The sequence below is a fragment of the Haladaptatus litoreus genome, from assembly GCF_900156425.1.
Taxonomy (GTDB): domain Archaea; phylum Halobacteriota; class Halobacteria; order Halobacteriales; family Haladaptataceae; genus Haladaptatus; species Haladaptatus litoreus.
The window spans coordinates 91,244-117,137 of record NZ_FTNO01000003.1 but is presented as its reverse complement, the minus strand read 5'-3'; the positions used below and the strand labels follow the sequence as shown (position 1 = coordinate 117,137).

Below are 25,894 nucleotides of genomic sequence, written 5' to 3'. Positions count from 1 at the left end.
CTCAGATACTACGCTGAGATATGCCGAAAGAGCCGATATTCGAACTGTACCAAGATGCCGCCGATGAGTGGCGGTGGCGACTCGTCGCTTCGAACGGAAACATCATCGCGGACAGCGGGGAAGGATACGCATCGAAGCAGGGTGCACAACGTGGGATACGGAGCGTGAAAACCAGCGCACCGGACGCACAAATCGTCGTCTCGAACTGAACGAGCATAGTGGATTTAGGGAGAGCGGAATTTCGATAGCTCCCATGGTGGATACCATCCTGATGGTCGCGTTGTGCTGTTAAATGGTCAAGGTGAGGCTCTCAGACGCTACATCCGCCGGATTCGAGCTACCCCCGGTCAACAGTGAATATGGTCGATTCAGGCTCTCTCGCGGCCGATATAATCGCTCTATCCGTTATCTTGTGTTTTTTCAGTGTCTACCGCATTGGTTTGATATACATGAATAGAGGTATATTCAAAGACAAGAACGAGAGTACGGGAACTTTGCCGAGCATTTGGCCAATCTCATTAACCGGTGAGAATCATGTATAAACGCCTCCAACATCCGCTCGTCGCGGTCGCTGGTGCATTACTCCTGACGCTTCCGTTCATCGCGCTGTTCGTCACGCACGATTTTCATCTTAACCCGAAAACGAATATCATCCCGCTAACCGCCGTTTTCGTCGGCGGACTCGCAATCCTCGGCGCCGCCTTTCTGCTCGCGTGGGGTGCAGAAACAGCAGAAAAGGACGTTCCGACCGCGTTCGCCATCGCTGTCCTCGCTGTGCTCGCCGTCGCGCCCGAGTACGCGGTTGACGCGCTCTACGCGTGGAACGCTGGGGCGTTCGAGGGAACCAGTCGTGGGATAGAAGCAGCCAACCTCGCAATCGCGAACATGACCGGTGCAAACCGCATCCTCATCGGACTTGGATGGTCCGGCATCGCACTCTTTACGATTTATCGAGCGAAGCGGGCGAGCGATTTGGCCGTTATCCACCGCGATGGATTCCTCGCTGACGCAGTCAGTATCGACCGCGATATTTCCCTCGAAATCGCATTCCTGCTTGCCGCCACTGCCTACGCATTCTTCATCCCGCTGGGTGGCGGCATCGGAATCGTGGATACTCTCGTCCTTGTCGGCCTGTACGCCCTCTACATCGGCATCATCGTTCGCGGTGACGTAGAAGAAACCGACGCGCACGTCGGCGTTCCAGCGTATTTCCAAAGATACGCGAAGGCACCGCGAATTGCGGTCGTACTGTTCCTGTTTATTTTTTCGGGAGCGGTCATCTTCGAGGCGGTTCATCCGTTTGCACTGGGTCTTGAGGAACTCGGAACGGATTTCGGTATCCCGTCCTTTTTCATGATTCAGTGGCTCGCGCCGCTGGCGAGTGAAAGTCCCGAACTCATCGTCGTCGCGTACCTCGTCAATAAGGCGCGCTCGACCGCCGGGTTCAACGCGCTGATCTCCTCGAAGCTCAACCAATGGACGCTCCTCGTTGGGACACTCGCAATCGTGTATTCGATTGCTGCGGGCCACATCGGGACGCTCTCGTTCGACCAGAAGCAGGCCGCCGAGATATGGATAACCGCCGCACAGAGCTTCTTCGCCATCGCCATCCTGGCGAACTTCGAAATCAGCGCCCGCGAGGCAATCGCCCTGCTCGTCCTGTTCGTCTCACAGGTTGGCGCGGAGTTCTACGTGATTCAGACATACGCGGGAGCGACTGCCGCAGATCTCAGTCTTCTCATCCTGTACGTCTTTACCGGAATTTACGTTGTCCTCGGCCTTGGGTTGTTCGTCTCCCGCTCCGGAAGTCTTCGCGACCTCCTCAAGCACACGAGCGCGAGTGTCCGGGGCGCATTCCAAGGGCAGCAGTCTGAACACGCTAAGTAAATAAGTCATCTAAATGCACTCTTTCGACTAGTTCAAAAGTGTCTGATAATCTATCCAGGGAGGAAAATGCTGATGACTGCGACGACGATACCAGCGAGTCCCATTCGAATGCCGGCGATATACCACCGTTGGCGAGATATCGACGCCATGTAGGCACCGAAGACAAACAACACGCCGACTGCGACGGCGACCGAGAGAACTGTGGCCTCGAACAGCGAAAGCGCGACCCCCTCGAAGAGAAACGGGACGAGCGGTAACACGAGCCCGAACAGCGGTCCGAGCCCGCTCATCAGCGCATTGACGACCTGATCGCTGTTCTTGTCGCGCTCGATCTGGGTGTCGCTCAGTTCGGTAAGCATCGCGTCTTCGATGTCGTGCAGTTCGGCCTTCATCTCGGCACGCTCGATTTCCCAGACACTCCAGATGCCGGAGGTCGTGAGGCCGACAGCGCCCCCAAGACCGATTTTGATAACCGTCAAGCCATCAGGTACCCCGGAGAGGTACGCGCCGACGGTGATACCGACGCCTGTGAGCGCACCGTCAAACCCATTCGAGACGAAATATCGCCGCGCGATGGGTCCGATGCCATCGAATCCGGCGCGCTTCAAAATCGACTTCGAATCCGGTTTCTCTCCCATCAGTCCTGTGGTGTCGGCGCGTCTTCTACAATATACTCCCCGCAGGCGATCTGATCGACCGAGTGAACCGAACCGCCCGCATCCTCGATGATCGCCTCGACTGTATCGTAGTCGATGGATTCGCCCTCGATGGTGAACTTCACATTCTGTACCTCTCTGTCGAGTTCAATGACCGATGCATTGACGCCAGCGACGCTTTCGGCTTCCGAAACCTGCTGTGCGAACTCTAAGGTCGATGGCTCGTGTGGCTTCAATACGTCAATCACTAAGCGACGAATATGAGTCATAAGCGTGTATTCCATGCCGTCTCTCAAAGGGATACTGATGTTGCTCGCTACTGGAGTCGTGTTCTCATTATCGGCTGGTCAACCAGCGAGTTCAGCTCATAGTATCGTATCCCTGTATTTGGTAGAACAACCAACGAGTCGTCGGTAGTAGTTTTATGAGAATGAATACTATTACGAGTTGCTCAAAGAACGATTCGTCGGGAGCTGCACTTCGAAATACTAGCTAACCCCTCTCTTCTGTGATTCAATCGGCGGGGATAACGGCCGTCGATTCTCCGGATTGACGCGCCGTTTCGACCGAGTAGACGAGACTGCCGACGAACAGGACGATGCTCGCAACGATGAACAGTGCGCTGAGTGGCGAGGCCGTATCGACGAACACCCAATACAGCGGGGCCGCGATGGAAGGCCCCGCGGACAACACGGCGACTTTGGCGACGAGCGGGCCACAGCAACCGCACGTACACGAACCGACGATTGCACCGGCCCCAGCGGTGCTCTGTGTCATTCCCGCGCGTTCCTCGACGCGCCAATGACGGGCGATTACGGCGGCATTCAGTCCGACAAGCGTGCTCAACAACCCGACGACGATGAGCTGTCCGGGTGAAATTGCCACGAAGAGTGGGACGTGAGGGAGATATACTTCGAGCGTGGGCCACGTCACGAGCTGATAGATTGCGGGAAGAACGACGACCACCCGCTCGTGCGGGAGGCCTTCTTCCGGGAAGAACGAGAGATAGCCCGTAATAGAGACGAAAAAGAGAGCGACGACGATCCCGACACCGATGCCAAACCAGCGGGCAGCCCGGTCACGAAGAACCGAACGAAGCACAGTCCCCACGTCTTTCCAGACGACGTACCCAACGAGGATGGGCGTTCCCAAGACGATAGCGTACCCGAGCGGATGCGAGTCACTGGCGTTGCCGGGAAGAAGGTACGGATACGCAATCCACAATCCCGCTAGAATGCCGAGGAAGGAATAACGAGGGCGCGTCGGCCACCGAAGTCGGCCGATGACCAGGCTCGCAACGATAACCAGGAAACCCACCGAGAGCGCCAATGGGAGGTACCACGACCGGGGAAAAGGCATGGTGGCCCCTGAATAGGTGGTTTCCGGCGACAGCGCTTCGAAGAGGATTGCTCCGAGTGCAGTCATAACGAGTCCGACGAATACCCCGGAGAGTGCGGCCGTCGGCGAGAGACGACCAATTCGCTTATAGACGATAGTGGCGGCGATAACTCCGAGTCCGCCGAGAGCGAGAAAAGTTCCATGCCCATGTGCGAGTCCGCCGGTTGCAGTCGTACCGTGTGCGGAAACGACGGGAGTGTGAGCGAGCACGAGCACGGCGAAAACGAACGCAGAGAGCAGACGGAATGCTCCGCAGTGGGAGCACCCATGAATAGCTTCATCTCGCGGACGACGCCGTTTCGATGACATTAGTGGATTTTAGCGAGCGAGCTACTTTTACCTGACTGATTGGGTCACAACATCGGTGAGTGAGAAACAGTGTTGTGTATCGCGGTTTTATTCGTCGATACAGCGGTTGCTACCGGCCGAGAATCGGTTCTTTGAGGGAAGCGACTTCGGCCATAATCGCTTCTACATTGTCGTCCTCGACGCCGTTCTCCCGAAGTGCTGTTTCGAGATACTGACCGACCGTGTCGAAATCATCTTCGTCAATATCGAGATGCGCGTGTGCTTCGCGCATGTTGTCGCCCGTATAGTCGGCCGGGCCGCCGGCGACAGCACTGATGAACTGAACTTGATGGGCGTACAGTTCGTTCATGTCCATTCCGTCGAAGTACGGTGCAAGCTGGTCGTCCGCCAACACTCGGTCATAAAAATCGGTGACGACTGTTTCGACCGCGTCCCGTCCGCCGATTTCTCGATAAATCGTTCGTGTCATTGCGTCGTTTCACTGTCGTCGTCACGGCGAGATACGAACTGGTGCTAGTATATTTGGGTTTATTTAAACCTATGTTCTAAGTTATCAATGACCACTGCACACACAATACGTGGGTACAGTCCGAAACACGATTTGTCGGCGGCGAAAAACGGACAACTCACTCCGTCAGTAGCTGTTCCAACAGCTTCGTCTGGGCGACCGAGAGATGTTCGACGAACGTCGTCACCGAGATTCCTAACTCGTCGGCAACCGCTTCGGAGTTCGACTCCTTCGGCGATTCGAAATACCCCATCCGATGGGCGGTTCGGAGGACGTCGTACTGTCGCTTCGTGAACGCAGTCCGGTCTACGAACAGTAGCGACTGCGTATCGTCGAGGGAATCGGATCGCGTGAGACGGCGAACCGTGACGCCAGCACAACGCCCTTGCAAATCCGAAACGACTTCTCGAAGCGTTTCGAGATTCGGTGCGATAAACGAGAACACGAGTCGTCCGGAATCGACACGAAGCTCACGGATGGGACACCCGTGTTTTGGAACGCGTGAACACGGACAGTCGCCGTTCGAGTGACTGTACCGATACACCGATTTCGAATCGTCGGCGAACACTTCGTCCACGTGTTGTGGTTCCGTCCGTTCGTCGTCCGCATGGTCTACCGTCACTTCTCCGACGACAGCTGTCGTTTCCGGCGTGCTGTGCTGGCTGACCGTCACGGACTCAACCGTACACTCCTCGCTCACCGCAGACGCGGGACAGCCCTCCGCGCCGCGTACCTCAAGTTGTGCGTGAACACCAGAAACCATGCGTAGAGGTCACCGACGGCTGGAACATAAGTCAATCCGTTCGCTGTGGAAATGCCGCCCAAAAAGAGATATTTAGAGCTAATCATACTCTCTGTACAGTCTTGTAGCAGAATCAGTCTCGAAGGGTCCTAATAACCAACTATCCCGACTACCGAGGCGAAAGTCCGATTTTATCGGCCAGTAGTTCGAGAATCGGAGTGCACCGTCGTAGTTGACGACTCAAAAGCGAGAGTAGCCGAGCTTTTCTGCTTGTCAAGCAGTTTTGGCAGTGTTTGCGTAGGCGTCGGTCGTAGTGCTCCCAGATTTTACCGGCGGCCTCGCTCGCGAGATACACTTCCGTTCGATTCCGTCGGACAGTTCCGTAAACGAGAGGGGTGGTAATTAAATCGATGTTCGTCGTTTTCGAACCCCCGATGAGCCAGAACATGATCGAACAGTCGCCGCAACGGTGTCATTCGAGAAGATGTTCACAATGAGGACAGATATTATGGCGAGCATGAACTGGTTGGTCACACAAGGGACAATCGGTTTCGTAGTCGTTTTCGAGTGAATCAGTATCATCTGCCATGAGGTGTAGTACTTACTCATCTAGTGGTTTACGAACCGTGGCTTCAGACGCAAGCATTTCATTTAGTGATGAATACAATCGTACGTTCGAACGCAAAATTCGAGCAGCGGCGCTGTTACTCGAGTCGCACACCCGTCTGCCGTCGAATCAGTATCCGACGTGATTACCCCTTACTTCCCCAGCCAAATGAGAGCCACCCGCCGTCCGGATGGAGGATTTCACCGGTCATGAAATGCTCTCCTTCCGCAAGAAACGCCGCACAGTTCGCAACTTCTTCGACAGTTCCGAACCGCCCAAGCGGGGTTCGGTCGATGACATCTTGCTCGTCGAAGCCGATTTGCTCCTGTGCATCGTCAACCATTTCGGTACGGATGTAGCCCGGCGCGATGGCGTTGACCTGTATTTCGTGTTTGGCCCACTCGACGGCCAAACAGCGGGTGAGATTGTTCACTCCTCCCTTCGATGTGTTGTACGGGGTTCGGCCAGTCTGCCCCTGCTCGCCCATCATGCTGGAGACGTTGATGATACTCCCACCGGTACCCTGCTCTATCATCTGCTTCCCCGCCAACTGTGAACCGCTAAACGTGCCGGTCAGGTTTACGTCCATGACCTGTTGCCAATCATCCAACGACATCTCCTCCGCCGGGCCGCGGATATTGATACCAGCGTTGTTTACCCAAACGTCCAACGAGCCGAACTCGGAGACCGTACTTTTGACGAGCGACTCCAGCGAATCCTCGTCCGTCACGTCGGCTTCGATAGGGATGGCGGCGCCGCTTTCACCGCTGATTTCGCTCGCAGCGTCCGCCGCTCGCTCCTGCGAACGGGAGTTGACAACGACGTTCGCGCCGCGAGCGGCGAACTCACGTGCGATTGCGAACCCGATACCGCTACTCGAACCCGTCACGACGGCGGTCTTGCCGTGTAGTGGACTATTCACAACTGAGGACTATCGCACCCACGTTTGGTTGTTTGGGTTACAGCAGGGAATGATATATATTAAATTCGATAAATAAAAAAATTAGAACAACGGAGATACACCATCGACCAAAGATATCGGCCGGAAGTTCGACTTCGTCTCCATGATATTGGAGAGGGTCTAGATTTCGGTGACGCGCTCGTACTCGTCGTCGAGCGCGGCGGCGTCCTCCGGTAGCAGTGCAGCCACGAGATACCCCGCGTAGTCGCTAAAATAGTCCACGAGTCTCGCAATACGATTCGAGTCGATTGCTTCGAGCGAGTCGAGGAGGATGAACGGAACGTGGTCGTACACTTCGTGAACGAGATACCCTGCAAGTGCGAACACGAGGCCGGTGACTTCTCGTTCGCTTTCGCTGAGGTGGTCTATCGTATCTTCGTAGGTCGCACCGGACTCCGTGCTCCGGATTATATGTAGTTCGAACACACTTTTCGTAACTTTCCGACGCCCCTCACGAACATTTCGTTCCGTGCGTTCTATCCAAATCCGTTCGAGATTTTCGTAGTCGAGCAGGTCGAGCACGCGTGCCATATGCTCGTTGAACTCCTCTACGGCGTCGGCTTCAATCTGCTCGATTCGCGTTCGGAGGTCGGCCAATTCGTCTCGAATCTCCACTCGTCGCTCCTCCAATTTTTCCTTCTCGGACAGCTTATCTTCGATGTTCGAACGTTCTAATTCCACATCTTCGAGGTCAGTTTCGAGTCGCTCCAGTTCGAATTCGAGTTGATTCGCCTCGCGATGCAAATCGAGTAGCTGGCTGTAATCGTCCTGTTCGAGTGCTTCGACCTCCTGTTCGAGCGTTTCGATGTCGTCGGTTACGCTGGCGCGCTCGTCGCGGAGGTCGTCGATCCGGGCGTTTCGGTCGTCGAGTTCGGTTTCGAGCTGTTTTCGGCGTTGGTCGATACGATCCCGTTTCTGCCGTTTCGCTTCGAGTTCCGCTTTCTCCGCTTCGAGGTCGCCAATCTCGGCGTTCAGATCACTGCGTTCGTCGAGCTTTTCCTGACGAAACGTTCGAAGTTGGTCGAGTGTCGATTCGATTGTCTGCTTTTCGACGTTCGTTCCGCACGTCCAGCAGACGACGGTCTCCGTTTCGGCGACGAGCTGGTCGGTAACTGACCCACTTGTCTCGCCGCTGGTTTCCGATTGGAGTGCGGCGCGAATATCGGGATTGGTTCCGCCGAGCATCTCCTCGTTGAACTGGATAATCGTCTGTAGTTCGCTTACGACCGAGTTGAGCTGTTGTTTGCGTTCGCGGAGCGTCTCCAGTCGCCGGTCGTATTCGGAAACCGTATCGGCCGAAACGTCGGAGATGTCGGCCTGTTCGCGTTCGAGTTCGGTGAGTTCGTCCTGTAATGCTTCGATACTGTCCTCTTCGGTTTCGATTTTGAACCGAATATCTTCGAGATGTGACCGCGTTTCACGAAGCGTCTCCAATTTCGATTCCAGTTCGCTTTGCTCCGCACGCGTTTCGCCGAGGTCAGCATCCGCCGCTTCTAGCTCCGCTTCTTTCGCTTCGAGCGTCGTTCGTTTCTCTTCGATTTCGTTCGCCAATCGATTTTGCTTCGCTTCGAGCGTCGGAAGCGTTTGACCGAGCGACTCCAACTCCTCCAGTTCGTCGTCGATTCGACGTTTCTCGGCGGTAAGTCGCTCGATTTCTTCCTGAATCGCTTTAGTATCGACGGGACACATGATGAGATTCCGGAGATCGTCTCCGCGCGCGACCGCGCGTCGCGCTTCGTTCGATTCGAGTAAGAACGAAAAGAGATCGATGAGTTCCGCGTCGTCTAAATACGGGTCGCCGCTCGTTGCAACAGTGCCGTTTTGCTGGGTGAGCGTCCGTGTGTAGGTTTCGTCACCGATGGAGAGTTCGACCGACCCCTTATCAGCATCAGCCTTGACCGAAGCTTGTTCACTCCCGAGCGCCGCCATGATGGCTTGGAGGAACGACGTTCGGTTCGTCGCGTTTCGACCAGAAAGGATAGTTACACCCGGAGAGAAGGTAACGGCAGTCCGGTCAATTCCGCCGATGTTGTGTGCAGCAACCTCTACCTGCGGTTGCGTTTGCTGTGTCGATTCCATTTACCGACTGTTGGGTGTGCAGTTATAAACAAATTTCCGTACTGTGTGTGACGACGATACTTAGCGTTCGCACTCACAGCCGCCAGCTTCGAGAAGGTCGTCCACCGGGTACGAGCGACCACACGAGTTGCAGACGACTCGCACGTCGCTGAGAACATCGAAGTCGGAGAGCGCAATTCGCTCCGTGTTGCGAAGGTTTTCGAGCGTCGTCTCGGTAACTGCAACGGTTCGATTCTGGAGTCGCCGAATCGTATCGGTGGCCTTCTCTCTGTGTGTCTCAGCGTCGTCCGTCTCCGATTCGTGGCTCACATCGCGGTATTTCGTAAGATAGGTGTGAATGGCTTGGTGGGAGACGAAGTCCCGTTTAAGGCGCTCCACGTCGATTCCTTCACGGGCGAGCGAGTTTTCAGTCTCGGCTCGAATACCGCTACTGACCGTCGTATCGGTCAGCAACCGATACGTGTTCTCGACCTCGCCGGAAAGCAGTGACGCGTTCGCTTGTTCCAGTGCAGTGCGTAGCACTGCCCGATTGAAGAAGTCGGCGAGTTCTCGAAGGCTGTACTGCTCGTCGGCTTCACCAGTCCAGTAGGTTTCGAGTGTCTCTCCCATATCGTCCAACTGGTAGTCGCTGATTACGCGTTCGACCTTGCTCATCTTCGTTTTCGAACTATAATTGCCATGATTTTTTGATTAGTATCCGATTCGGCGGAGAGAGCCTACTTGGAACCACGTTTCAGTTATAATGCGAGAACTGTAACGACGTTAAGGGTGCCGATTTTGCGCAGAAAAACGGCAAGAAGAATGTCATTCGTTGTCGTTGCTGTCCAAACTCCAACCAAAGATTAATATTATGCCTGCTCAAATATCTTGTTACAAGTACTGATTAGTTTATCTATTCAAAATATTCCCGTTCTGCAATTCGATCGGTAGCACGATTCGGTCGAAGAGCGAGTGACGCCAAATGGCGCTACTCGACGAATGTACGGAGGCTTTCGAGAACCGTGCGCTGGTACGCGTCTCCATCGACACCGAGCGCTACCTCACAGTTCGGTTGTTTCTCGTAGACGCCGTGTTCGTCGTAGACGGTCGCGCCGTTCGACGGCCCGCCCGTCGTGTCGATTTCCACGTAGGCGTCCTCGAAGTCGAGCGCGTCGTTGACGATGTCGGCCAGAACGACCGCATCGCTCGCCAATCCGCCGTCGTGCCCGAACTTCGAGCGAACTTCCTCGATGCTGAACTCCAAAATGGCGGCCATCGTCGGAAGGGGGGCCGCCTCCTCGGCAAGTTCCAGAATATCTTCCGTGTCCACGTAGACGTGTTCCGTTACGTCGAGGCCGACGACTTTCGGGGTCGCATCCTGCACGACGCGGGCCGCGGCGGCGGCATCGACGTAGAAATTGAACGACGCCTGGGGCGTAACGTTCCCCGTCGTCTTCAGCGCGCCGCCCATTTGGTAGATGTCGCCGACCATCTCGGAAAGCGATGGTTCCTTTGCGAGCGCCAAGGCGATGTTGGTCTGCGGCCCGAGCGCCGCGATGGTCAAGTCGTCGCCGTGTTCGTGTGCCTGTTCGATGATGAAATCGACGGCGTGCTGGTCTATCGTCTCGGTCGATGGCTCGGAAAGGCCCTCTCGAACAACCTCCGGGAGGCCGTCCGGCCCGTGGACGTGTTCGGCCATCTCCAGTTCGTCCGCGAGCGGACGGCCCGCGCCTTTTGCGACGGGAACGTCCGTTCTATCGACCAGTTCGAGCAGGGACAGCGTGTTTCGTGTCGCGTTGTCCACCGTCGTATTGCCCGCCACCGTCGTGATGCCGACGACATCGATGTCGTCGTCGGCAAGTGCGATGAACAGTGCGATAGCGTCGTCGTTTCCGGGGTCTACGTCCAGCAGTAGTTTCGTACTCATGTGTATCGTGTGATTGTGTTAGTGTAGCTGTGTGCCGTGTGCTTGTGTTACCGTAACTGTGTACCGTGTGATTATGTATTTCGAAGGCCAGTTCGTGTTCTACGGCGATGCACCGTCCGTCGAAACGCCGATGGCGTCTAGTAACTCATCGACGGAGAGGAGCGAACCGACGCCGAGTTCGAGACTCAGTCGCGTCACCGTCGGCGGATGGACGTTCGAGCGAGCGAGCGTCTCGGCATCGCCCAACACGTCGCGCGTTTCGCCGTCAGCGATGACCTGTCCTTCCGCGAGGAGAACAGTTCGGTCGGCGTGTTCGCGCACGAAGTCCATGTCGTGCGTGATGATGACGACGAGTTTCCCTTGTTCGGCGAGGGTATCGACGGCGTGTCCAAGCTGTTCGTATCCCGGCGCGTCCTGTCCGCTCGTCGGTTCGTCGAGGACGACCACCGGCGTGTCCATCGCGACGATGGACGCCACCGCAACTCGCTTGCGCCACGGTTCGCCGAAGTCGTATGGGTTTTCGTTCCGTCGTTCCTCCAATCCGAGCAGCGATAACGCGTTATCCGTCGTTTCCGCCACTTCTTCGTCGTCAAAGCCGAGGTTTCGTGGGCCGTACTGTATCTCTTCTTCGACGGTGCTATGGAAGAGTTGGTCGTCCGGATTCTGGAAACTCAGGCCAACTTCGTGGGCGAGTTCGGCTGTGGTGTGTTCGCTCGTGTCCGCGCCACGGATGTACGCGACGCCCTCGGTTGGTTCGAGGAGCGCGTTCAGGTGCTTTACCAGCGTGGATTTCCCTGCGCCGTTCTGCCCGATGAGACAGACACAGCCATCATCGAGCGAAAACGAGACGCCACGAAGCGCTTTGACGCCGCTCGGGTACTGGTGGTGCAGTTCATCGAGAACGACATCGGCCGTCTCGTCGAGGGGGTCGTCGGGCGGCGAGACGCTGTGCCCGCCGTCCGTTTCGCTTCCGAGGAGCCGACCGTTGCCGACGCGGCGGAGTTCCGACAGACAACCGGACTCCGTCACCGGAATCGGTTCGTCGGCCGAGACGGTTCCGGCGTCACGGAGTCGGTGTCCGATTTCGACCGGGTCGGGAACGGGGATTGGAAGTCCTTCCTCGATGGCTTGGACGAGGACGTCGTCCGGCCGTCCGTCGAACCGAATCGTGCCGTCGTCCATCACGACGAGTCGGTCGAGGTGGGGAACCAGTCGCTCTATTTCTTGACTGACCATCACGATAGTGTATCCGTCCTCGTTCATCGACCCGACCACGTCGAACACCTCTTCGGTTCCCTCCGGGTCGAGTTGTGCCGTGGGTTGCCGGAGAACCATCACGTCGGGTTGCATCGCAATGACCGAAGCGATAGCGACGCGTTGGCACTGCCCGCCAGAGAGTTGCATCGGGTTTCGGTCGGCGAGGTCTTCGACCCCGATTGCGGCGAGGCTCTCACGTGCCCGGTCGCGCATTTCGTCGCGCGTAAGACCGTGACTTTCGAGTCCGAAGGCGACCTCTTCGAGGACGGTCGAGGTCGCGCCCGTAAGCTGGTCGTAGGGATTTTCGAAGACGAAGCCGATTTTCTTCGAAAGGTCACCGACGGTCGATTCGACCGTCGAACTCCCTTCGACGGTGACCGTTCCCGAGAGGTCTCCGTGGTAGAAGTGAGGAATCTGCCCGGAGATGAGCCGACAGAGAGTCGCTTTCCCCGCCTCACTCTGTCCCGTGATTCCGACGAACTGGCCCTCTTCGATACTGAAATCGATGTCGTTTACGGCGTATTCGCCGTCGGGTTGGGTGCCGTACTGAAACGTTACGTCGTGTAGTTCTATCAAACTCATACAAGAATCCTCCATCCGATTGCCGCGATGACTGCGACGCCACCGAGGTACCGTAGAACGCGCTCGCCTGTTGGGTCAGAAACCTCGTACAGGTACGTCCGTGGCCCTTCTGCTTGGAATCCTCTGGCGTTGAGCGCTAGCGCTCGCGTGTTTGCGACGATGAGCGTACTGATGAGCAGGGGAGCCAACAGCGCGACGATGGACGAAAGGCGCGTCCGAACGTCCGCCGTGGTGTCAAGACCCCGTGCCTGCTGTGCTTCCGAGATAGCCCCTGCTCTATCTCGGATTTCCGGAATTATCTGGAGCGATGCGATGAACACGTATGCCAGTTTGCTCGGCACGCCTTTTTCCATGAGGGCGATGCGCATCCGCTGTGGCTGTGCCGTCGTGGCGAACAACAGGAACGCCAGTATGAGGACGCTGATTCGCAGGAATATCAACCGTGCCTGCTCGAATCCCGACTCCCAAACGGTTATCGAACCGAACGTGTACAACGCCGTCGGGTCTGCCGGTCTGAGCAGAATCCCCTGAATGAGGAGCAAGAAGAACGCGAACGGCACCGCGACCGCTCCGTACAGTTTGAGGACGAGGCCGTGCACTCGTGCGACGAACACGAACCCGAGCAGGACGAGTGCCAGCGCAAGCGGGATTCGGTAGTCGCCGACGATGAACACCACCAACGAGAGGCAGGTTGCGAGGACGATTTCCGTCACCGGATTCATCCTGTGCAGTATGCTTTCGCCGGGCTGGTATATCGAGGTGTCCGAATCAGGCATTGATGTATTCCTTTCGCATTGATATATTGCTCACGTGATGGTGGTGGCTGTAACCCACACAACTCCATTGCATACCTTTTCTTGAACCAACTACGAATATATATCTTGCCCCTGTGGCGGGAGGTATCGAGTCGGAACCGACTTCCCGATGAAGTAGGCGACGAAGGCCGACCCGCCTTTGTCCACAAATTCGACGGCGAACTGTGCGGTGGCTGCGCTTTCGATGAGGCTTCGACCAGTCGCGACGAGTGTCGCGGTGACCAAACTCGTCCCCGAACTGGTGACACCGCCGAACACGAGAACGACGATGGGCGTCGCGATGATGGTAGCCACGACGGTGAGGACGACGGCCGGAACAATCGTCTTCTTCACGCTGTCGAACCACCCTCTGCGAGCTAAAAACCCCGTAACGAGGCCGATAGCAACCGGAACCGGCATGAATGCCAGTTGAACCGGATTTCCGAGCATCGCTTGAACGATATTCGCGAGGCCGCCGGTTAGCGCCGCCGCCCACGGTCCGGCGAGGATGCCGATGAGCATCGTCCCGATGTTGTCCAAAAACAGCGGGAGCTTCAACGTACTCGCGATGAATCCGCCAATCGCGTTGATGCCGATACCCAATGGAATGAGCACCCACGTTGTCGTCGTGAAATCCTCCGAAACGTTCTCACGAAACCGTTCGATACGACTCGTACTAGTCGTGGCACCTGTGCTTGACATTATGTACCATGAATGAGTGTGAGATAACCCCTATTAAATGTTTGGTTCCTCTCCACTGCGGGAGAGGAATCGACCGGTTCACCCGACAGTAGCCGACCGAAACCTCGTTTCCATTCGGAAACGTGAGCGCGTTTTCGTCCGTACACGGTTCGTATCGTACGCGATTCGTACTGTATTACGCAGTTCGTACCGTGACGAATCCGTCGAAGTTCAGAATCACCGACTGGGTCGTGTCACCGAACAGTGCCTTTCCCGTCGGCGACCGGCCGCGGTTGCTAACGTAGACGTGGTCACAGCCGTGATTTTCCGCAACGTCGATGATTTTACTCGATGGTCGAGTGGTTTCGATTCGCTCGCCGACGGTGAGATACTCGACCCCAAGCGGGTCGAGTATCTGGCTTCCGAGGTACTCCGCAAATCGGTTGACGGTTTCCGCCGTTTCGTCGGTTTTGGTGGCGTCGAAGCCGTCCCACTGTCGTATCGCGTCCACCGACGCATCCTCGCTTCCCTCCGACACGAGAGAGAGGACAATGACCTCGACGCCCGTTCCCGCAGCGACCGCGCCAGCCTCTTCGAGCAGTTCCACGTCCGTATCCGTCGGCTTGATGACGGCGAGTATTCGATTCATGCGTCTTCCTCGGGCAGTAACTTCTCTAAGTTCGACATAACGACCTCACGACAGTGCTCGATGTGAACATCGAGCGCGACGGTGCAGTTCGGCTGTTTCTCGTAGACGCCGTGTTCGTCGTAGACGGTCGCGCCGTTCGACGGCCCGCCCGTCGTGTCGATTTCCACGTAGGCATCCTCGTAGGTCAGTGGGTCGCCGAGGAAACCGGCCAAGACCACGGCGTCGCTCGTGATGGAACCGCCTTCGGCGACCGTTCCGTCCGGCCCCTGCGCCTTGTATTCGAGGATGTCCGCGATAACGTCGCCGAGCGAACCGCGCCCGCGGAAGCGCTCCTGCGCTTCCAGTGGGAGATACGCCGGTTCAGTTACGTCGAGGCCGACGACGGTCGGCCACCCATCCTGTACGACGCGGGCCGCGGCGGCGGCATCGACGTAGAAGTTGAACGACGCTTGGGGCGTGACGTTCCCCGTCGTCTTCAGCGCGCCGCCCATCTGGTAGATGTCCGCGACTGTATCGGGGAGCGTCGGGTCTTTCGCCATCGCCAGCGCGACGTTCGTTTGGGGGCCGACCGCGGCGATTGTGAGGTCGTCGCCGTGCTCTTCTGCCTGTTCGAGGATGAAGTCGGCGGCGTGCTGGTCGATGGGTTCGGTAGACGGGTCAGGAAGTGCTTCACGAACGGTTTCCGGCACGCCGCCCGGCCCGTGGACGTATTCGGCCATCACGAGTTCGTCCGCGAACGGACGGCCTGCACCCTCCGCGACGGGAATGTCGGTTCTGTCCACGAACTCCAACAGTGCGAGGGCGTTGTTCGTCGTGTTCTCGATGGTCGTGTTCCCCATGACTGTGGTCAGGCCGACGACTTCCACGTCGGCGTTTCCGAGCGCCATCAGAATCGCGAGTGCGTCGTCGATTCCGGGGTCAACGTCGAGGAGCAGTTTGTTCGTCATTTAGTTTCCCTCCGGTGGCGCATCCCACTCTTCGCCGTTGTCTTGCGGGTCGTAGCCGATAACGTCCCGTCCGTGTTCGATGCTGAACCAGCGGCGGTCGTTGTCGCTGACGCCGAAGAACACGTCGTATTCCACGTCGTCGTCTTGCAGACAGCAATCGACTTGCTGAGCGAGGTCGCGGCGGGACTGCCACATCGCCTTCATTCGGGCGACTTTCAGGTCGTACTCAGGACTGCCTCGTTCCCACTTTCCTTCGTCCGCGCCGTGTTCTGCGTCGCCGTAGGGATGGTCGTACTCCTCGTGGCGAACCGAGCAGATGCGAAGCGAGTAGAACTGCTTTGGGTAGTCGTAGTTCTCGACGTAGTACCGACCGAGGTCTTCGTCGAACGATTTCGAGGTCCCGTAGTAGGAGTCTGAACGCCGGGGTGAATCTTGGTCAACCATCAGTTCGTAGTCGGGTTCATACAGTTCGGGGGCGAACTCCACTTCGTACATGCCGACGACGTGGTTGGTGGAACCGAAGATGAACTTCGGCACCTCCGCGTCTCTGGCGGCTTGGAGCGTGTTCTGCATCCCGATGATGTTGTTCTGTAGTATCTGCTCCCACGTACCGTCGGTTTCCGGGTAGCCAGCGAGGTGGATAACCGCATCTTGGTCGTCGAAGGCTGGACGCATCTCCTCGTAGTTCGAGACATCCGCGACGAACGTGTCGTACTCCTCGCGTTCCGACCGGTTGAGATACGTGAACTCGTACTCGTCTCGGTCTGCGAGGTGGTCGATGATGGCCGTGCCGACACGCCCGAACGCACCCGTCAGTAGGACGTTTGTGGTCATGTGCTGTAGCAACCCGTTTATCGGCACCTCATAAAAGTGTTCAGGTCAGTGTAGTCGAAACAGGAGATGCCGGTCAACGCCGGAACAGTATTGTAACCGGGGAAAAGAGGGGAAGCTATGTCGTCAGCAGAACCAGCCAGCCTCACGTACTACGGTCTCTCGTCGTTCGAAGTAACTGACGAAAACGTTCGAATACTCGTCGACCCGTGGGTTCTCGAACCCGAATGGAGCGACGAAACGGTGTCGAATTTCGAGGATGTAGACGCAATATTCGTCACGCACGGTGCCTACGACCATCTCGGGGACACCGTCGAAATCGCCGACGCATCCGGCGCGATGGTCTACACCGAACCCGCCGTCGCCGACCATCTCGTAACGGAGGGCCTTCCAGAAGCAAACGTGGAACGAGTCATCTGGGGCAACGCGTTCGAACTGTTCGGCGTCGAGGTGCGCGTGCTCGAAACTCGCCACCTCTCGTACTTCGAATCAGACGGCCAGCGACTGTCGGGGATGCCGCTCGGGTTTCAGTTCGACTTTCCCGACGCGAGCCTCTACTACGTCGGGGACACGTCGTTGTTCAGCGACCTCGAACTGTTCGTCGAGCTAAACGAACCGGACACCGTGATGCTCCCTGTGGGGAGCGCGCCGGGCGACCTTGCCCCGCTTCCGCCCCGCGATGCCGCCGTCGTCGCCGGACGGCTGGACACTGAAACCGTGATTCCGGTTCACTACGTTCCGGGGAGCGACGAGGTCGAAAAGTTCACTGTCGAACTCGCAGACCGGGCAGGGGAAAACGCGCCGACTATCGCCGAACTATCGCCCGGCGAACGGTACGAACTGTAGCGGCGTCCGCAAATCCGACTTTTTTCGTAATCGGTTAACGTTGGAACCGCTCTACTCAGATTCGGAACTCTTCGAGGGCGTCCCGTTCGAGTTCGACGCCGTGGCCTGGACGCTGTGGCAGTTGTATCATCCCGTCTTCCGGTTCAACCGGGTACGTCAGCACGTCGTCGAACGCCTTCACGTCTGAGTCGCGGTAGAAGTACTCAATCCAGAGGCCGTTTTCGATGGCGGCGAGCAGTTGGATGTGCAGGTCCCAGTTGTAGTGCGGTGCGACCGGAATATCGTGACATGCGGCCATGTCGGCGACGCGCATCCACTCGGTGACACCGCCGACGACCGTCACGTCGGGTTGGATGATTTCGACGGCGTCCTCGCGGAGCAGGTCGGCGAAGCCGTAGCGGTTGAACTCAAGTTCGCCGCCAGCGACGGCGTAGTCGAGCGATTCGTTGACCTCGCGGTAGAGGTCGAGGCTGTCGGGCATCACCGGCTCCTCGATGAAGTACGGGTTGTACTCTTCGAACGCACGGCAGGCACGGACTGCCTCCTGTTTGTTCTTCCACTTACCGTTCGCGTCCATGAGGAGCGTTCGGTTCGGGCCGATAGCTTCGCGGGCGACGCGAACTCGCTCGACTTCCTCCTCCAGCGATTTTCGCCCGACTTTCATTTTGACCACGTCGTGACCGCGGTCAACGTAGGTTTCCATTTCCTCGCGGAGACCTTCGAGGCCCTTTCCTTCGCGGTAGTAGCCGCCGCTGGCGTACGCCGGAACTTCGTCGGCGTTCCCGCCGAGCAGTTTGTACAGGGGCATTCCGGCGGCTTTCGCCTTGATGTCCCAGAGCGCGGTGTCGATGCAGGAGATGGCCCGCACCATCACGCCCTTTCGACCGATTTGCACCGTGGCGTCGAACATCTCGCGCCAGAGGCGAGACGTGTCACGGGGGTCTTCGCCTTCGACCATCGGCGCGAGAACGCTTTCTACGGCCTTTGCGATGACGTCGGCACCGCCGTAGCCGAGGGAGTATCCGACGCCCTCGGTGCCGTCCTCCGTTCGGACGTACACGATGGCGTGGTCGCGCTCTTCCACGACGCGAGTTGCGAAGGCGACGGGTTCTTTCAGCGGAATCGATACGGCAAAACTCTCTACTTCTGCTATTTTCATGGGTGGTGTGTTATGATGTGGCGCACAGGGTGTCTAAAATCTTTCTGACGGTGCGATGACGTTCGACTTTCATCCGACCACGTCCGAACTGACGGTACCGACGCGTTCGACCTCGGCTCTGACGCTGTCGCCGGGAACGATGTGTTTCGCGCCGGGCGTTCCGGTCGAAATGACGTCGCCCGGTTCGAGCGTCATGACCTTCGAGTGGAACGCCACGAGTTCGCGCGGCGTCGTCATCATGTTTCGAATCCGGTTTTCCGCGGCGACTTCCTCGTTGACGACCGTTCTGACGGAGAGTTCGTCCAGCGGACCGACTTGGTCGGTTGTGACTAACGACGGGCCGAAGACGAGAAACGAGTCGAAGCTTTTCGACCGGGTCAAAAAGCGCGGATTTCGCTCCAAAATGTCTTCTGCGGTCATGTCGATGACGGGGACGTATCCGGCGACAACGTCGTCAACGTCGGCTTCGTCCACGTTGGAACACGTCTGGCCGATAACCAACGCGAGCTCTGCCTCCGCAGTTACGCGGTTCGTGATGTCCCGCGGCGGAAGTCGAATCGACCCCTCGGGGCCAGTAGCCGCCGTCGCGGGTTTCATAAAGCTCGCAGGCTCCGTCGGGCTGTCTTCGTTCAAATCCGAGGCGTGGTCGGCGTAGTTCAGTCCGATTCCCCACAGTTTTCCGGGGCGTTCGAGCGGCGCGGCGAACGAAAGGTGTCGTTCGGGAACGCGGCTCGCCGACGCTTCGTCCGGCGTCGGCAGGTCGCCCGTCGCGGCGAGCGGAAGGGCGTCACGAATCGTCGTGAGCGATGGGTCGGCGGACGAAAGCGGGACGAATCCGTCGTCGTCACCGAGCATAGGTCTACCGTCGATTGTTCGTGCTAATCGTGTCATGGCTACAGATTTGACGCACCCTGTCCGCCGTCGATCGGGATGGCAACGCCGTTGATGAAGCTCGACTGCTCCGAGGAGAGGAAAGCGACGGCGTCACCGAGTTCCATCGGGTTACCGATACGACCGAGTGGGTTGATGTTGCCCTTCGCATCGAGGCCCTCCTCGTAACTGTCGTACTCCCCTCTATCGACGGCAGCCTGAATGAGTTCCTGCTGGCGAGCCGTCTCGTGCGGTGCCGGGAGAACCGCGTTCGACCGGATTTCCGGTGCGAGCTCCTTCGAGAGCGTCTTTTCGAGGCCGATGACGCTCATGCGAACGGCGTTCGAGAGCACGAGCGACGGAATCGCCTCTTTGACGCTTCGGGAGGTTATCGTAACGATGGTGCCGCCACCGTTCTCGCGGAGGTGCGGGGCTGCCTCGCGAACGAGGCGAACGACACTCATCACGAGGAGGTCGAATGCACCGTACCAATCCTCGTCGTCCAGTTCCATGAACGGACCGCTCGGTGGGCCGCCGGCATTGGTTACAAGGTGGTCGATTCCGCCGAACTCGGAGACGGTGCGTTCGACGAGGTGTTCAATATCGTCGTAGTTCGTCAGATCGCCTTGTACGGCAAGCACGCCGCCCTCGGCGACTGCTCGAACGTCGTCTTCGGCTTCCGCGAGACGTTCTTCGTTTCGACCGTTGATGACGACGTTCGCACCCTCGGCCGCGAGGGCTTTCGCCGACGCCTTTCCGAGGCCGCTACTCGATGCTGTGACGAGAGCTACATTTCCATCTAGTTCATAGTCCATATTCGGCACAGGAGTATCTGAGACACCACATGTAAAAGCTTTCGCCGAACGTTTCTCGCCGTTGCGTTTAGCCCCGCTAAACCATCTTCGGCGGCTAGCTCGCGGCGAACGAAAGTCACGCCGCCCCCATTTCGACTGCTCTCGCTCCCATGAAGCGTTAGAAACTATTTCTACGCACTCACGCACCCGTGAACAATCTATACAGTTAGCGCAGCGATATGTTTAGAAACGCTAAACAACTTTTTTGTGGCTGGCACTCCCGTCGAATGACATGGGACGCGCAAAAAATCCGGTAAAGGCCGTGGAAACCACCGCCACAATCCTCAAAAAGGTGGCAGAGTTGGATGGGGCTGGAGTGACCGAACTTTCGAACCATCTCGACATTACGAAGGGAACGGTTCACAATCACCTGACGACGCTCGAAGAGCACGAACTGGTCGTAAAAGACGGAAATCAGTTCCGACTAGGGCTTCGGTTTTTCCAGTTCGGCGAACAAATAAAAAACCAGCACAAAATTTACGAGGTTGGAATGCCGGAAGTGGACAAACTCGCCGAGGAGACGGGCGAACTCGGCAATATTCTTGTCGAAGAGCATGGGCGGGGCATCTACCTCTATCGCGCAGAAGGAGAAAACGCACTGTCGCTCGACACGGGTATCGGTTCTCGCGTCTATCTACACCAGACGGGACTTGGGAAGGCGATTCTCGCGCACATGCCCAAAGACCGCGTCGAAGCAATCATCGACGAACACGGCCTCGAACCGAGTACGACTCACACCGTCTCGACACGCGAGGAGCTTTTCGATGATTTGGAACGTATTCGAGAGCAGGGATACGCACTCGACATGGAAGAACGAGCAGAAGGGATTCGGTGCGTTGCGGCACCGGTCATCACGAACGACGGGACCGTTCGTGGTGCCGTGAGCGTTGCTGGCCCCGCGAGTAGAATGCGCGACGACCATCTGGAATCAACCGTCCCCGACATGGTCATGCGAGCCGCAAACGTCATCAGCATCAATCTCTCGTACAGCTAGGTTTCGTCCGTTTTCTATCGCTAAACGTAACGTGGTAAATCTACTCATGGTATCTCCCGACAATGAATTACAGCATTAGTGTTGTAATGGGCTGGTACGGAGAACCGTCTTGTAGGTCAGCAAACGATGGGTACTTTGTGCGAATCGTCGATACTCGTGCGACAGCCAATTACAGCAGTAGTTTTGTAATAGTGGTTAGAGCGAACCAATATCCGAAGAGCGTTCGACCATATTTAGATTGACCTCGATGACGTTCGCCGTGCGTGTCACCAACTCCGGAATGTGCTTGCGGAACTGGTCACCACTGAGCCGCGTTTTCGGTGCTGATACGCTCAACGCGCCGAGAACAGACCCATCCCGGTCGTGAATCGGGGCACCGACGGCACGAAGACCCTCGACTTCCTCACCGTCGTTGACTGCGTACCCCTGCTCTCGAATCTCTGCGAGCGATTCGAACAGCGTTTCACGGTCAGTGAGCGTCGAATCGGTCATCTCGGGGAGTCCGTATCGGTCGATTATCCAGTTCACTCGCTCTTCCGGGAGGAACGCGAGAATCGCCTTCCCCGTTGCCATCGAGTGAAGATAGTTCGCACGCTGCTTTTTTGCAATCTGATAATCAGTTCCGACGGCGTGTTCACCACGAATCTTGCAGAGATTGATTCCGAGGCCGTGTTGTTCCGTCGTCAAATGTGCGTACTCCCCAGTTTCGTCCGCCAACTTCTCGATTTCTGGCTTACCGATGCGGAAGAGAGGATTCTGGTTTCGAACGTGTTCTCCTAAAAGGAGAAACTGGAGACTAAGTCGATAGTCGTTGCCGTCCTTCACGACGTACTTTCGCTCTTTAAGCGTGTACAGATGTTTGTACACTGCACTCTTGGAGATGTCGAGATGATCTGCTAGTTCCGTCACACCCGCACCGCCGAGCGATTCGAGTGCGTCGATTATATCGAACGTCGTCGTTACCGTTTTGAGGCTTTGTGTCGACCCCTCGTCGCCGGGTGAGTGTGTCATACACACACCCAAATACGCCGAACACATAGGCGTTTCCATATCGTGGAAACCGTCGCTTCCAAAATAAGTGGTACTGAGCCGTATCGAACAGATATATACCTCATCTCATTTCGGTGTGTTATCGGTACTGCGATTGACAGCAGTTTAGAGGGTATTTACGGCAGAAATAAGTTTGTTTCCCATACGTAGAATAAAGAAAAGCGCAGTGATACGCGTTCACAATAGTGAGTCGTAGGAAAAACCCCGAAAAGCACCTTTTCAAGCGTTTTTGAGACGGAAAATCCGAAAAATTGGCTGCTAGCGTTGGTGTTGGTGAGTAAGTACAAGGCGAAGAATCGAACGTACGATACAAAGTAGCCAGTACGAGACGTGAATCTATCCGTTCGAAAGCCTGAAGAGTGAACCGGCGAGTACTTCGGCACTGTCGGCGCAATCTCCCCAATCCGTCCATTCAAGTGGGTTATGAGAGATTCCGTCCTGAGAGGGTGCAAAGAGTAACCCAACGTCGGTGAACGGTTCCAGCCGCATCGTGTCGTGGGCCGCTCCAGAGTGAAGGTCGGTGGCGGAAATCTCGGCTTCGGTTGCCGTCTCGTGAACTGCCCGGCGACACCGTTCGCTCATCCCTCTCGGTTTCCGATGTCGAGGCAGAGAAAACGACGTTTCGACGGTACGCTCCGCCTCTACGCGGTTCAAACTAGCACGGACGTGGTCGATCAGTTCTAACATCGACTCATGAGAAACGTCCCTGATGTCCACGGTGAAATCTACTCGTCCGGGAACGACATTCGGTGCATTCGGCGACACGTTGAGCGACCCGACCGTCGCAACGGCCGTTGGTGCGTCTTTCTCGGTAAGTTGAATCGCCGCCGTCTCGACTTCGTTGACAACGGTGCTCGCCGCGGCGAGTGCGTCCGTTCGTTCGGCCATCGACGTCGTCCCCGCGTGGTTCGCCTCGCCGACGATACTAACGGCACAGCGCGCGATACCCGTAATCGCCGTGACGACCCCAATCGAGGTATTCTCGGCTTCGAGCCGTGTGTCCTGCTCGATATGCAGTTCCAGCCACGAGTCCCACTCTTCCGGTCGGATTCGACCGTCGCCCAGAAAATCGATCGAATCGAGCGCGGTTTCGAGGGTCGTCCCGTGTTCGTCGGTGAGCGTGTGTGCTTCGTCGATGGACAGCGATTCCGTTGCGACCGCCGACCCTAATGCGCCGACGCCGAATCGTTGTCCTTCCTCTTCAGTGAAACAGACCACTTCAATCGGACGACGAACGGGGAGGTTTGCGTCCTGCATCGCACGAACCGCTTCGAGACTGGCATACACGCCGAGTGGGCCGTCGAAAATGCCACCCTCCGGAACGGAGTCGAGGTGGCTTCCCGTGGCGACGGCTTTCGAATCGGAATCTGCGGTTTCTGGAACCCACCGCCCGACGATGTTTCCGACTGCGTCGATTCGAACGTCCATCTCCGCGTCCCGAAGTCGGCGGACGAAATAGTCGCGGGCACGTTCGTCCGCATCAGTTCCCGTCAACACTGTTCGCGCGTGGCCATCGTCGACAGCAACCGAACCGAACTGTGCGTTCGTCTCTAGGTCACACTGGAGACGCTCTGCATCTACCTGCATAGTCCGAGCGACAAAGGGTGTGTATTTGTGTCTTTCTCATACCAGACGGATATGTTAAATTCTAGAATAAAACAATTGAGGTGGAAAATCAGTAAGAAATGAATAGATACTCAATAGTATTGGTTATATCACCTATCACTAGAAGGAAGAAAAGTATAAATAGTGATAGTGAAACCGTGTCTGTAGGAATGTTACGGTCATACATAGCAGGCATTGTCGTTGCATACATCATCGGGATGTTGGCCATCGGCGTGTACTTCCACAAGAAAGGGATGAAAGACCTCGAAGATTTCTTCCTCGCGGGAAAGGGTGCACCGTGGTACCTCGTCGCGCTGTCGTTCTTCGCGACGGCAATCGGTGCAGGCGGAACCATCGGGCTGTCGGCATCGACCTACGATGGGCAAAGCATCACGGCGTTCTGGAGCTTTGGTATTTCGCTCGCGAGTTTCTTCGTCGTGGCGGTGCTTCTCGGGCATAAACTCCCAAAGACGTCGAACATTACAATTCCGGCGATGCTGGAAGACCGCTACGACGGGAAGACGCGATTCATCGCATTACCGTTCTACATCCTCCGGTTCGTCAGTACGCTCGGAGCACAGTGGTTGGCGGCAGGGACTATCATCAGTTTCCTCCTCGGAGACATCATCACTATCGAGCAGGCGGCCATCCTCGGTGCGCTCGTCATCACCGCGTACACCATCCTCGGTGGAATGGCCGCCGTCATGTGGACTGACTTCGTTCAGGGAATCATTCTCTTCGTCGGGTTATGGATGCTGGCGATACTCGGCATCTTCGAGTTCGGTGGAATCTCGACGATGACCGCCGAAGTGACCCAGCGCGCACCACAGGCGTTCGACCTGTTCGCGATGGAATGGACGCTCATCGCGGGATACGTCGTGACGCTCGTTCCGAGCATGCTGGTTCGACAGGGGTATCTCCAACGCGTGATGTCGGCACGAAGCCCTCGCGATGGCTTCATCGGAACGACCCTCAACGGCATCATCGGATTCGCCTACATTCCGGTTCCACTTATCGTCGGTGCGATGGGTATCGTGATGTACCCCTCGATTGCGGACTCGCAACTCTTGATGCCGACGATGGCGGTTGACATCCTCCCGACGTGGCTCGCGGGAGTTCTCCTCGCGGCGCTCGCGGCGGCTGTCATGAGCAGCGGCGACAGCTTTCTGCTCTCGGGTGCATCGAACTTCGTCGAGGACATCTACCTTCGGTACATGAACCCGGACGCTGGCAGTGACAAACAGCAGCAGGCATCACGTGTTGCCGTGCTTGGGCTGATGGTGCTCTCGCTCGCGCTTGCACTCGTCGTCCCCGGCATCATCGACCTCATCGTCTTCGGTGCAGTCGCACTGACCGGCGGTGTTCTCGTGCCGTGGCTCGCCGCGTTTTACTGGCCGCGCGGAACCGCCGACGCCGCTTTCTGGAGCATCGCCCTCGGTGCTGGCCTCACGGTCGCATGGTGGTGGGCAGGATGGTTTGCGGACACCGCCGAGTTCATGGGACTGCATCCGATCTTCGTCGGGCTTCCGATTTCGATATTCCTGTTCTTCGGGATTTCGCTCATGCAGGAGCCTGAGTACGACCGAGTGCTGGCGGCCGCGGAAAAACACAATCTCGATAGCCTCAAACAGAAGACCCAACAGGCGATGAACGAACGACCGTTGGACGACGGTGTCGTGTCGGACGTAGACTGAAACCGACTCTACCGAAAGTATCCATTCA

The 25,894-nt window shown here is 57.1% G+C and carries 25 protein-coding genes; 5 read left to right on the top strand and 20 right to left on the bottom strand.

Going from position 1 to position 25,894, the window contains the following annotated elements:
• Positions 1-20: 20 nt before the first annotated feature.
• Both BW974_RS14945 and BW974_RS14940 read left to right on the top strand, forming a co-directional pair.
• On the top strand, positions 21-209 hold the full coding sequence (locus BW974_RS14945) for an HVO_2922 family protein (protein WP_076431067.1): 189 nt from the start codon (positions 21-23) through the stop codon (positions 207-209).
• A gap of 325 nt (positions 210-534) precedes the next feature.
• A complete protein-coding gene (locus BW974_RS14940) occupies positions 535-1,887 on the top strand; it encodes a sodium:calcium antiporter (protein WP_076431066.1) in 1,353 nt (450 codons plus the stop codon).
• A 50-nt stretch (positions 1,888-1,937) separates the two neighbouring features.
• On the opposite strand, the gene BW974_RS14935 is transcribed toward BW974_RS14940, so the two are convergent.
• The 15 genes from BW974_RS14935 to BW974_RS14865 form a co-directional block, all read right to left on the bottom strand.
• Entirely contained in the window at positions 1,938-2,525 is a 588-nt protein-coding gene (locus tag BW974_RS14935; protein ID WP_076431065.1) for a VIT1/CCC1 transporter family protein, read from the bottom strand.
• Positions 2,525-2,812, bottom strand: coding sequence for a DUF211 domain-containing protein (locus tag BW974_RS14930; protein WP_076431311.1), 288 nt, complete (start codon positions 2,810-2,812; stop codon positions 2,525-2,527). Before BW974_RS14930 ends, BW974_RS14935 begins: the two co-directional genes overlap by 1 nt.
• A gap of 244 nt (positions 2,813-3,056) precedes the next feature.
• Positions 3,057-4,250, bottom strand: a complete 1,194-nt coding sequence (locus tag BW974_RS14925) for a hypothetical protein (RefSeq protein ID WP_076431064.1) — start codon at positions 4,248-4,250, stop codon at positions 3,057-3,059.
• Positions 4,251-4,359: 109 nt separating this feature from the next.
• Positions 4,360-4,719: a group I truncated hemoglobin gene (locus BW974_RS14920; RefSeq protein WP_076431063.1), complete on the bottom strand. Its 360-nt coding sequence runs from the start codon at positions 4,717-4,719 to the stop codon at positions 4,360-4,362.
• A gap of 157 nt (positions 4,720-4,876) precedes the next feature.
• Positions 4,877-5,521, bottom strand: coding sequence for a helix-turn-helix domain-containing protein (locus BW974_RS14915; RefSeq protein ID WP_076431062.1), 645 nt, complete (start codon positions 5,519-5,521; stop codon positions 4,877-4,879).
• A 731-nt stretch (positions 5,522-6,252) separates the two neighbouring features.
• Positions 6,253-7,029 carry an SDR family NAD(P)-dependent oxidoreductase gene (locus BW974_RS14910; RefSeq protein WP_076431061.1) on the bottom strand — a complete coding sequence of 259 codons (777 nt, stop codon included), beginning with the start codon at positions 7,027-7,029 and terminating at the stop codon, positions 6,253-6,255.
• A 159-nt stretch (positions 7,030-7,188) separates the two neighbouring features.
• A complete protein-coding gene (locus BW974_RS14905) occupies positions 7,189-9,147 on the bottom strand; it encodes an archaea-specific SMC-related protein (protein ID WP_076431060.1) in 1,959 nt (652 codons plus the stop codon).
• A 60-nt stretch (positions 9,148-9,207) separates the two neighbouring features.
• On the bottom strand, positions 9,208-9,801 hold the full coding sequence (gene rdfA, locus BW974_RS14900) for a rod-determining factor RdfA (RefSeq protein WP_076431059.1): 594 nt from the start codon (positions 9,799-9,801) through the stop codon (positions 9,208-9,210).
• A gap of 313 nt (positions 9,802-10,114) precedes the next feature.
• Positions 10,115-11,053 (bottom strand): nucleoside hydrolase, encoded by a 939-nt coding sequence (locus BW974_RS14895; RefSeq protein ID WP_076431058.1) that lies wholly within the window; start codon positions 11,051-11,053, stop codon positions 10,115-10,117.
• Between the two features lie 99 nt (positions 11,054-11,152).
• On the bottom strand, positions 11,153-12,892 hold the full coding sequence (locus BW974_RS14890; protein ID WP_076431057.1) for an ABC transporter ATP-binding protein: 1,740 nt from the start codon (positions 12,890-12,892) through the stop codon (positions 11,153-11,155).
• Entirely contained in the window at positions 12,889-13,668 is a 780-nt protein-coding gene (locus tag BW974_RS14885; protein WP_084186309.1) for an energy-coupling factor transporter transmembrane component T family protein, read from the bottom strand. Before BW974_RS14885 ends, BW974_RS14890 begins: the two co-directional genes overlap by 4 nt.
• A 90-nt stretch (positions 13,669-13,758) precedes the next feature.
• On the bottom strand, positions 13,759-14,388 hold the full coding sequence (locus tag BW974_RS14880; RefSeq protein WP_084186308.1) for an ECF transporter S component: 630 nt from the start codon (positions 14,386-14,388) through the stop codon (positions 13,759-13,761).
• Positions 14,389-14,563: 175 nt separating this feature from the next.
• Positions 14,564-15,016, bottom strand: a complete 453-nt coding sequence (locus BW974_RS14875; protein ID WP_076431056.1) for a universal stress protein — start codon at positions 15,014-15,016, stop codon at positions 14,564-14,566.
• Entirely contained in the window at positions 15,013-15,963 is a 951-nt protein-coding gene (locus BW974_RS14870) for a nucleoside hydrolase (RefSeq protein ID WP_076431055.1), read from the bottom strand. Before BW974_RS14870 ends, BW974_RS14875 begins: the two co-directional genes overlap by 4 nt.
• Positions 15,964-16,797 (bottom strand): NAD-dependent epimerase/dehydratase family protein, encoded by an 834-nt coding sequence (locus BW974_RS14865; protein ID WP_076431054.1) that lies wholly within the window; start codon positions 16,795-16,797, stop codon positions 15,964-15,966.
• A 117-nt stretch (positions 16,798-16,914) separates the two neighbouring features.
• Between BW974_RS14865 and BW974_RS14860 the strand changes: the two genes are divergently transcribed.
• The gene (locus BW974_RS14860; protein WP_076431053.1) at positions 16,915-17,640 is read left to right on the top strand and encodes an MBL fold metallo-hydrolase; all 726 of its coding nucleotides are present in this window, start codon (positions 16,915-16,917) and stop codon (positions 17,638-17,640) included.
• A 55-nt stretch (positions 17,641-17,695) separates the two neighbouring features.
• On the opposite strand, the gene BW974_RS14855 is transcribed toward BW974_RS14860, so the two are convergent.
• The 3 genes from BW974_RS14855 to BW974_RS14845 all read right to left on the bottom strand — a co-directional run bounded on the left by BW974_RS14855 (position 17,696) and on the right by BW974_RS14845 (position 20,484).
• On the bottom strand, positions 17,696-18,799 hold the full coding sequence (locus tag BW974_RS14855) for a mandelate racemase/muconate lactonizing enzyme family protein (RefSeq protein ID WP_076431052.1): 1,104 nt from the start codon (positions 18,797-18,799) through the stop codon (positions 17,696-17,698).
• Positions 18,800-18,868: 69 nt separating this feature from the next.
• The gene (locus BW974_RS14850; protein ID WP_076431051.1) at positions 18,869-19,690 is read right to left on the bottom strand and encodes a fumarylacetoacetate hydrolase family protein; all 822 of its coding nucleotides are present in this window, start codon (positions 19,688-19,690) and stop codon (positions 18,869-18,871) included.
• A gap of 2 nt (positions 19,691-19,692) precedes the next feature.
• Entirely contained in the window at positions 19,693-20,484 is a 792-nt protein-coding gene (locus BW974_RS14845) for an SDR family oxidoreductase (RefSeq protein WP_076431050.1), read from the bottom strand.
• A 271-nt stretch (positions 20,485-20,755) separates the two neighbouring features.
• Between BW974_RS14845 and BW974_RS14840 the strand changes: the two genes are divergently transcribed.
• Positions 20,756-21,517, top strand: coding sequence for an IclR family transcriptional regulator (locus BW974_RS14840; protein WP_076431049.1), 762 nt, complete (start codon positions 20,756-20,758; stop codon positions 21,515-21,517).
• Between the two features lie 195 nt (positions 21,518-21,712).
• On the opposite strand, the gene BW974_RS14835 is transcribed toward BW974_RS14840, so the two are convergent.
• Positions 21,713-22,528, bottom strand: coding sequence for an IclR family transcriptional regulator (locus tag BW974_RS14835; RefSeq protein WP_076431308.1), 816 nt, complete (start codon positions 22,526-22,528; stop codon positions 21,713-21,715).
• Positions 22,529-22,903: 375 nt separating this feature from the next.
• Entirely contained in the window at positions 22,904-24,154 is a 1,251-nt protein-coding gene (locus BW974_RS14830) for a Zn-dependent hydrolase (protein ID WP_076431048.1), read from the bottom strand.
• A gap of 188 nt (positions 24,155-24,342) precedes the next feature.
• Here BW974_RS14830 and BW974_RS14825 point away from each other — a divergent pair, with 188 nt between their 5' ends.
• On the top strand, positions 24,343-25,866 hold the full coding sequence (locus BW974_RS14825; RefSeq protein WP_076431047.1) for a sodium:solute symporter family protein: 1,524 nt from the start codon (positions 24,343-24,345) through the stop codon (positions 25,864-25,866).
• Positions 25,867-25,894: the final 28 nt, after the last annotated feature.